We start from the raw sequence: 8,578 nt of genomic DNA on the forward strand, positions 1-8,578 counted from the left end.
GGTGCCGGCGGTTGCGGCGGCGCCGGCGGCGGGGGCTACTCCGGCGGCGGAGGCGGCACCACCGACAACTACGGCGGCGGAGGCGGCGGCTCGTTCAGCGCCGGCGCGGCTACCGAAAGTGAGGCCGCCTTCAACCTCGGCCACGGCAAGGTCTCCATCGAGCGCGTCAACTAAGCCTCAACGCTCAGCTCGGAGGCCACAAAAAAGCCGCCGCGCCCTGAGGGCGCGGCGGCTTTTTAACATCTCACATCGCCAGATCTCGGCGCATCAACGCGCCGGCGAGCTCGCCGCGCCGTTGAAGACAATATCGCCAAAGTCGTGCAGCTCATCGGCCACGCCTGTGGCAGGGTTGATGCGCAACAACTTCCCGTCGCCGGTGGTGCCAAACAAGATCCCCCAGGCCGCCGTCAACCCGTAGATATCGGCATGCCCGGTGCGTCCGCGCAGGCTCCCCTCGCCGGTGTCGCCATTGAGCCACACCAGCTCATCATCGCTCTGAAAAGGTCCTCGCGGAGAGCTGCTCATGAGGATCGTGTTGCCCTTATCGATCACGCAGTCGCCGCTGGAGCTAAAGCCCCCGCCGGTCTCACCGACCAGCGCCACCGCCCCGCTCTCCAGATCCACGGTGTAGAGCTCGTCGTAGGAGGTCAGATAGCCCTGCCCGCCGGTGTCGATGCACAGGCCGTTGGGTTGGCCAAGGCCCGCGAGCGGCTCCATCAACTCCCAGGTCTCCAGGCTCGCGTCGAAGCGGTAGAGCCCCTCCTGCGTGATGCCAAAGAGCCGACCGTCGGGGTGGGTATCGATATCAAAAAGCCCCTCCGGCACCGAGCGCACCTCCTCGATGGTCAGCCGGAAGGGGTCGATCAGATAGAGCGTCGAGGCCGAGTGGGCGTAAAACTCACAGACCACGTCCGAGCTCAGATCCATATCCAGCGCGCAGACGTCTTCGACCACGCCGGCATCGTCATCACCAGCTTCGTCATCGCCGGCGTCCGGGAGGTTGCCAGCGTCATCCTCGCCAGCGTCCGCATCCTCGCCAGTGTCCGGGAGGTTGCCGGCATCGTCATCACCAGCGTCATCGGCGCCGGCATCTGAGTCTGGCCCGCCGCGCCCATCCGGCACACAGCGCCCGCTCACCGGGTTGAGGCGCTCCCCCGGATCGCAGCTCTGCCCCTCGACCTCATCGCTGCCGCAACCTCCCAGCGCGATGACGATCGCTCCCAACACACACAGCGCCCCCGACGCGCTCCAACCACCGCGAGGCAGGTGCATCTTCTTTCCCTTAGTTTCCTGACGTCCCATGAGTGTAACGATCTCCTCTCCCACATTTCAACATATGTTCACACACCGCCACACAGATGTCACGAAAGTCCACAAAACGCGCCCACTTAGCGCCCCTCAAAGCGCCGCGAGCGATCACCCGGCCATCAAAATCATCGCCACACCCACGCACATCACCGCCGCGCCCACCAGCCGGCGAGTGATGTTGCGCTCCCCAAAGAAGAAGTACCCGGCGGCGATCGCCGCGCTCACCCCCACCGCGCGTTTGACCGTCTCCACATAGGCCACATCGATAAAGGCGTACGCGCTCAGCTGAAAGGCCATCGCTCCCACGGCGAAGAAGCCCCCCAGGGCCAGCCAGCGCGGCGTAGACTTAAACTCGGTGATCAGCGGAGCAAAGCTCCCGTCGCGCACACGCCGGCTCAACGCGAAGATCGTGCCCACCCCGCCGGCCAGCACCATCGTATGCCAGATGGGGCTGGTCATATCGGCCGCGCTCTTGTCGAGGATCGGGGTGATGCTCCAGATCATCGCCACGATCAGCATGAACGCGCTGCCCCGCTCGGTCCAAAGCGCTTTGAGCGGCGCCAGCGGACCGTCTTCTTTGTTGCCCGGGTTCATAAAGAACGCGCCCACACACACGATCGCGATCCCCGCCCACCCGTAGCCCGAGGGCACCTGCCCCAGAAAGATCAGTCCGGTGATCGCCGTAAACACCGGCGTAAACGCCAGATAAGGCGTGGTGAGGCTCAACGGTGAGATCTGCACCGCGCGCAAGAACAAGAAGTTCGCCGCCAGGTTCATCATCACCGACACCGCCGTCGGCAGGATGTACGCCGCAGGCACCTGCGGATACCCCGCCAGCAGCGACTCGCCGAGCGGCCCCTGCACCTGGGTGAGGCTGCCGGCGAGCAAAACGGGGTTGATGTAAACAAGGTGCAGAAGCATCAGGCCGGCGACCGCGCCGGTGGCGCTCATCTTTACGCCCAACTTCTTGCGGGAGATATCCAGCACCGCCCAGCAGCTCGCTGAGGCCAGCGCCAGCACAAACCCGAGGGTAAACGCGCTCAACATCGTGGGGTCCTACGTCTGTGGCGGAGGTGTTGCGACCTCCAAAAACAACCTCGGCGGCGCAGCGCGCGCCGCCATCATCCCCCTCCCCGGCACCTGCGAGCTCGAAGGCGTCGAGGGGGAACGCCCGGCATAGACCGCGGCGCGCCCGCGCTCAAGCATCAAAGAGCAGGCGACGTACCAACCCGGGCGCATAGCCACGGTAGACCATATGGCGAAACGCGCGCCGCTGCGCGCGTTCATCCAACGTCTCGGGCGCCCCAAACTTCCCGCGCAGATACTCCGAGGCGCGCACCCGAAAACTCGCTTCGGCCTCCACCAGGTCGAGCACGGCGTCGATATGCACGCTCTCAACCCCACGCTGGCGCAGGCGATGGGCGATCTGCGCCGGCCCCCACCCCTTACGCGCCAGCGCCTGACCCTGGGTCTCGGCAAAGCGCGCATCATCGAGGTAACCCCGATCCACGAGCTCCGAGAGCACCGCCTCGACCAGCTCCGGCTCAAAGTCGTAGCGACCCAACTTCTGGCGAAGCTCTCCACAGGCATGATCGCGGCGCGCCAGAAAGCGGTAGGCCGCGGCCTCCACGTCCTCGCGTGTGTGCTCTTTTGCGTCTGATTTCAAGGACTTCAAGGGGGTGAAAAAGGCTCGACTTTCGACCGCTCAAGACTTACCACAAGGGGCATAATGGGCAAACAACGCCTGCGAAAGTCGGTGGCGTTGCGACGCCCCGGCACAATCGTTATCCTGCGCCGCCGCTGGCCCCTTTAAAAAGGCACATGATGTCGGAACTCACCCCCCAAACACCGCCCGAAGACGAACGCCACGCGAGCTCGCCGGCGGTCGGTCGTGGCGCGCTTATCGGCGGCCTCATCGTCATGCTGCTGCCCGCCGGCGTGCCCATCTACCTGGGCCTCAAACAACCCGAGGGCGAGGGCACCTTCCTCTTTGTGCTCGCCGCGCTCGTGGCCCTGATCAACGCGGGCATCGTCTTCACCCTCTGGCGCTGGATCCGCGATCAGACCTCCGACTCCGCCTCCTGACCCTCACTTCTCTCTTAAGCTGTGTGCCCCATGTCCAACTCGCAAGCCACCGATGTTGAGCTCTCCATTGTCATCCCCATCTACAACGAGGAGCTCATCCTGGAGTCCTCCGTCGAGGAGCTCACCGCCAACATCGCCGCCGACCCTCGCCTCAACTCGCGCTCCTACGAGCTGATCTTAAGCGAGAACGGCTCCTCGGATAACACCGTCGCCCTGGCCAAATCGCTCCAGGAGCGCTACCCGCAGCTGCGCATCCTCCACAGCGACGAGCCCAACTACGGCCTGGCCATGCGCCGCGGCATCATGGAAGCCCACGGTGAGATCGTGCTCTGCGACGAGATCGATCTCTGCGACACCGACTTCTACGCCCGCGCGCTGGAGAAGATCGAAGGCGAGGGCTACGACCTGGTCGTCGGCAGCAAGGCCCTGGATCGCTCCATGGATCACCGCCCGGCCTTCCGCCGCCTGGCCACCCGCGTGCTCAACGGCCTCTTCCGCGTCTTTCTGGGCTTCCACGGCACCGACACCCACGGCCTCAAAGCCTTTCGCCGCCAGCGCCTGCTCGATGTGATTGACCGCTGCGTGGTCGACCGCGACCTCTTCGCCAGCGAGTTCGTCATCCGCGCCGAGCGCATGAACTTCCGCATGACCGAGATCCCGGTACACATCGTCGAAAAACGCCAGCCCTCCATCCACCTGGTGCGCCGCGTGCCCAACGTGCTCAAGAACCTGGGCCGATTGGTCTGGGTGATCCGCGTCACCAACCGATGAGCGCTCACGCCTCGGTCTCCGTCGACCTCGACGCCCTGACCTGCTACCGCCAGATCCACGGGCTGCCTCTGCAGCCTGTGGGTTCGGCGGGCGACATCACCTGGCGGGTCGGCGTCGCGCGTCTTCTGGATCTTTTCAAGGAGCACGCGCTCCACGCCACCCTCTTTGTGGTCGGCCGCGATCTGGAGCACGACGCCCACCGCGAGCTCGCCACGCGCGCGCACCGCGAAGGCCACGAGCTGGCCAACCACACCTACGATCACTTCTACGATCTGCGCCGGCGCACGCCGGACGTGATTCACGCGCAACTTCTGCGCTGCGATGACGCCATTGAGGCCACCGGCGCCCCGCGCCCGGTGGGGTTTCGCACCCCGGGCTACAACCTCAGCACCACCCTGCTGCAGACCTCCCAACAGCTCGGCCACCGCTACGACGCCTCGGTCTTTGGATGCGGCCCCTACTGGCTGGCCAAGGCCGCGGTGATGGCCTTTCGCGAGCTGCGCGGTGAGCCCAGCCGCAGTGACCGCACCGACGTGCGCGCGCTGCGCGCGCCCCGCTCTCCTTACATCCCCGACCTGCATCACTTCTGGCGACGCGACACCACACCGCCCGCCGACCCTGCGTCAACCTACTGGGAGGTGCCCGTGGCGGTGCTTCCCGCCGGCAGCTTCCCGCTGATTGGCACCAGCCTGCACCTCCTCGATGCCCCGGGACTTGAGCGCCTCTGGCCGCTGATCGAGGCCTCCTTCCCCGCCTACTTCGATCTTGAGTTTCACGCGCTGGACTTCATCGACGCCGACGACATCCGCGACGAGCCCGACGCCGACCTGCTCATTGCCCGCCAGCCCGACCTGCGCATCCCCTGGCAGACAAAGCGCGCGCGCTACGCGCGCACCCTCTCCCTGATGGCCGCACAGCGCACCCTGACGCCGATGCACCAGCTCTTCGCCACCCCGAAGGCCGGCGAGCTCTTCGCTTAAACGTCGGCGCAAGGTCGGCCGCACCAGCGCGTAGCAGCACGCATAGCAGCAGCGGGCGCCGCACGGGCCTCAAACCCGCGCCGCGCGCCAACCTCCCCCACCTCTGCGCCTTCAATCCTGCTCGATAAAATGTCCGTCGCCGGGGATCGCCTCATCGACGATCGCCTGCTGAATCAGGCCGCGGGCCTGATCCACACGGCCGCCCTCCACCGCCAGGCGCACCTCATCGTGGCCGCCGACGTGCACCGGCATCATCGACATCTCCATCTCACGGGTGAAATACCCGATCTGCTCCTCGTCGAAGATGTCCGTCAGAATCTGCAGCTCGGCAAAGTTCGCCGTGGCGTAGATCTCGATCATCTCCACGTTCTCGTCGGTGGTCGGCGAGGAATGGGCTTTGGACTGTGTCATAACGACCTCCGGGAGCTTCGCGAGCTTTGCGTCAAAAAAGGGGCACTCATCAACATTTCAGGTGTTGCCCCACGGATACTAGACACCTGCGCAGCCCGGGCAAGACGCCCGCTCCCCCCTGATCGTTGATGAAGACGCGCCCGGCAGGATTCGAACCTGCGACCCACGGCTTAGAAGGCCGTTGCTCTATCCAACTGAGCTACGAGCGCAAACGTTTGGACCCGAAGCCACGCCCGTAACGGGGTGAGTTCGGGTCCGGAGTCGGGGCGGCAGGATTTGAACCTGCGACATCCTGCTCCCAAAGCAGGCGCGCTACCAGGCTGCGCCACGCCCCGACATGCCAGCGACCGCCGGCGAGCGCACTCGCCATCGATCCGGCAAAAATCTTCTTAATCGATTCGCGCGTGCGGCGCAACAACCTGCGCTCTGGAAAATCTCTTCGCCAATCCTCCCTATTCAAATCGCTCAAAGCGTCGTAAATAAGCCATGTTGGGCCCGGGGTGCGTCCGGCACCTTGCGCCTGATTTTTTTGTGCCTACATCTCTGTTCAGATGTTGGCGGGCTTACCCCGGCGCCCTCCCCGCGCGCCGCCCCCCGGGTCGCCTGACCCTTGATCTTAATGCAACACCGATGGAGTTCTCAGTTATGGCTTACAAAGCGCAGCTCGTTGTTCGTGCAAGTGATCGCGAAGGCGTCGAGGTCGTCGACGGCGTCAAAGCAATGGCCGATCGCCTCGGAAAAACCTACTCCGAGATGGCCCTGGAGCTGCTGCGCTCCGCCCTGGGAACCCCCGCCTCCATCTCGGCCAGCGAATCCGCCACCGCCGATGAAGCGCCCGCCCCGGCTGCAAAGCCCGCCGAGGCTCCTGCGCCCAAAGCCAGCAAGCCCGCGGCCAGTAAGGCTGAGAAGGCCCCTGAGAAAGAAACGAAGAAAGAGGCCAAAAAAGAGGCTGCCGCTCCCAAAAAGCCCGCCGCAAAGCGCACCCCCGCCAGCGACGTCACCATCGATCTGAGCAAACCGCAGTCGATCATCGAGACGCTCATCGCCCACCGCGACAACGACGGTGAAGAGGCCGCCTCCCGCGTGCTTGTCGACTTCTACGCGGTCGCAAGCCCCGCTGACTCCTTCAAACTCAAGCAGGCCCTGCAAGAACGCCTCGGCGACGAGGCCTACGAAGCCCTGATGAGCCCGGTCAAAGAGACCCCCGAATACCGCGATTATAAAGACCGTGCCCTCTTCGGCCGCTGATGCCTCGGGCATCATGCGTGCGCAGTTCGACCCGGCCGGCGATCCCTGCCATAATGCGGCCTATCCGCTTCGGCCCTGACTGCTGACGAGCCACGATCGTGACCGCACGCCTGATGTTCATTCAAGACGCCGCCCCGCTGGCCCGAGCCCGCGTGCGCCTGCCCGGCACCTCCGAGGAGTTTGAACTCGACGAGGAGGGCCGCGTCGAGCTCGCGCTCAGCGGCGGCGCCCACACCCTGGAGATCTTCACCGAGGATGGCTGGAAGACCACCCGTGTGGAGGTCACCCCGCAAAAAAGCCTGATGGTCGTCGAGATCGGACAGGCTTCGGCCCAGGCTCACGCCGACACCCTGGCGGCCTACGGCCAGCCCCTCAACAGCACCGGCCCGCAGGCTCCTCCCACGCTGATGGGCGATCGCTACCGCCTCGACCAGGTCCTGGGCCGCGGCGGCATGGGCGTGGTGTATCTGGCCACCGACACGCGCCTCAACCGCCAGGTCGCGCTGAAGATGCTCAGCGAGGCGCTTCGCGAAAACCCCGAAGCCCGCCGCCTCTTCCTCGAAGAGGCCCGCGCGATGGCCACCCTCACCCATCCCAACCTGGTGGCCGTGCACGACGTCACCTCCTTCGACGATCGCGACGTCATCATCACCGAGCTCGTCCGCGGCAAAAACCTCGACGAGCTCCTGGAAGCCAACGGCCCCCTGCCCCTCGATCTCACCCTGGAAGCAGGCTTTCAACTCGCCACCGCCGTCGCCTTCCTGCACGAGCAGGGCATCATCCACCGCGACTTAAAGCCGGCCAACGCCATCCTGGAGCCCGAGGGCAAGCTCAAGCTCATCGACTTCGGCCTGGCCCGCTCCATCGATCACCTGATGGCCCGCGGCACCGCCGTGCGCGGCACCCCGGCCTACATGGCCCCCGAACAGATCCTGGGGCCGCAGATCACCGACAGAACCGACGTCTACCAGCTCGGCGTCACCCTCTACGAGCTCCTCTGCAAAGAGCTCCCCTTCGAGATGACCGGCAGCGGACTGCTCGCCCACATCAACAAACCGGCGATCGAACTTCGCAGCCGCCGCGCCGATGTCCCCGACGAACTTCACCAGCTGATCCACCGCTGCATCCTCCCCGAGCCCGACCAGCGCCCCACCGCTGCCGAGCTCGCGCAGGAGCTCAGCGCCATCTGCCAGCTCTGCTTCGGCCACCCGCTGAGCGCCCCCTCCCTCACCGGCCGGGTCAGCGGCGCGATGGCCGCCGCCTCAACGACCACCCCCACCTCCCAGCCCTCTTCCACGCCGGCGCCGTCCGTCGGCCCCACAGCCGCCTCACCGCAGCTCCCCGCCACACCCACCGCCGCCACCCCTACGACCGACGCCACCGGCCAGCCCCACAACCTGCGCGGCCGCATCCTCATCCTGGCCGCCCTGGGTGTGGCCATCATCGTGGCGATGAGCGTGGCGGCCTTCCTCATCGCCCGCGACTCGGCCAACTCCTCCGAGCCCGATCCCACGAGCGATCCCCTCGTCGCCTCGGCCGCATCCGCCGACCTTCCCGAGGCGCCAGACAACGCGCCTCCCCCCGAAGCCACCGCCGAACCCACTCCCGACGCGCCCGACGCCCGGGCACAGGCCCGTCAGGCCGCCACGCTCGCTGCGGCCACCATCACCGAACACGCGCAGCTCGCCAGCGCCGAACCATCGCCAGCGCCCGAAGACGACACCCGGGCGCCAGACCCACAGCCCGCACGCGGCGCCGCTCGCCAGGCCTCCGGC

General features: G+C 66.0%; 9 protein-coding genes and 2 tRNA genes. 5 read left to right on the top strand and 6 right to left on the bottom strand.

From position 1 onward, the window contains the following. Positions 1-267 precede the first annotated feature (267 nt). The 3 genes from FRC96_RS16480 to FRC96_RS16490 all read right to left on the bottom strand — a co-directional run bounded on the left by FRC96_RS16480 (position 268) and on the right by FRC96_RS16490 (position 2,974). The gene (locus FRC96_RS16480) at positions 268-1,272 is read right to left on the bottom strand and encodes a hypothetical protein (RefSeq protein ID WP_146976036.1); all 1,005 of its coding nucleotides are present in this window, start codon (positions 1,270-1,272) and stop codon (positions 268-270) included. Between the two features lie 144 nt (positions 1,273-1,416). Beyond that, complete coding sequence (locus tag FRC96_RS16485; protein WP_146976038.1) at positions 1,417-2,355, bottom strand: EamA family transporter; 939 nt, start codon at positions 2,353-2,355, stop codon at positions 1,417-1,419. A gap of 151 nt (positions 2,356-2,506) precedes the next feature. Continuing rightward, positions 2,507-2,974: a regulatory protein RecX gene (locus FRC96_RS16490; protein ID WP_230470356.1), complete on the bottom strand. Its 468-nt coding sequence runs from the start codon at positions 2,972-2,974 to the stop codon at positions 2,507-2,509. A 158-nt stretch (positions 2,975-3,132) separates the two neighbouring features. Between FRC96_RS16490 and FRC96_RS16495 the strand changes: the two genes are divergently transcribed. The 3 genes from FRC96_RS16495 to FRC96_RS16505 are packed head-to-tail and all read left to right on the top strand — an operon-like array spanning position 3,133 to position 5,144. Further along, a complete protein-coding gene (locus FRC96_RS16495) occupies positions 3,133-3,393 on the top strand; it encodes a hypothetical protein (RefSeq protein WP_146976042.1) in 261 nt (86 codons plus the stop codon). Between the two features lie 30 nt (positions 3,394-3,423). After that, the gene (locus tag FRC96_RS16500; RefSeq protein ID WP_146976044.1) at positions 3,424-4,164 is read left to right on the top strand and encodes a glycosyltransferase; all 741 of its coding nucleotides are present in this window, start codon (positions 3,424-3,426) and stop codon (positions 4,162-4,164) included. Beyond that, positions 4,161-5,144: a polysaccharide deacetylase family protein gene (locus FRC96_RS16505; protein WP_146976046.1), complete on the top strand. Its 984-nt coding sequence runs from the start codon at positions 4,161-4,163 to the stop codon at positions 5,142-5,144. Before FRC96_RS16500 ends, FRC96_RS16505 begins: the two co-directional genes overlap by 4 nt. 111 nt (positions 5,145-5,255) lie before the next feature. Here the strand turns inward: FRC96_RS16505 and FRC96_RS16510 are convergent, their stop codons facing one another. The 3 genes from FRC96_RS16510 to FRC96_RS16520 all read right to left on the bottom strand — a co-directional run bounded on the left by FRC96_RS16510 (position 5,256) and on the right by FRC96_RS16520 (position 5,890). Beyond that, positions 5,256-5,555: a putative signal transducing protein gene (locus FRC96_RS16510; protein ID WP_146976048.1), complete on the bottom strand. Its 300-nt coding sequence runs from the start codon at positions 5,553-5,555 to the stop codon at positions 5,256-5,258. 135 nt (positions 5,556-5,690) lie between these two features. Next, positions 5,691-5,764 (bottom strand) — tRNA-Arg (locus FRC96_RS16515). Positions 5,765-5,816: 52 nt separating this feature from the next. Further along, positions 5,817-5,890: transfer RNA gene (locus tag FRC96_RS16520), tRNA-Pro, on the bottom strand. A 310-nt stretch (positions 5,891-6,200) separates the two neighbouring features. On the opposite strand from FRC96_RS16520, the gene FRC96_RS16525 reads away from it, so the two are divergent. Then, positions 6,201-6,803, top strand: coding sequence for a hypothetical protein (locus tag FRC96_RS16525; RefSeq protein WP_146976050.1), 603 nt, complete (start codon positions 6,201-6,203; stop codon positions 6,801-6,803). A 98-nt stretch (positions 6,804-6,901) separates the two neighbouring features. Further along, positions 6,902-8,578: serine/threonine-protein kinase (locus FRC96_RS22690; RefSeq protein WP_146976051.1), on the top strand; the 1,677-nt coding region annotated here is incomplete at its 3' end.

Source organism: Lujinxingia vulgaris (genome assembly GCF_007997005.1).
Lineage (GTDB): Bacteria > Myxococcota_A > Bradymonadia > Bradymonadales > Bradymonadaceae > Lujinxingia.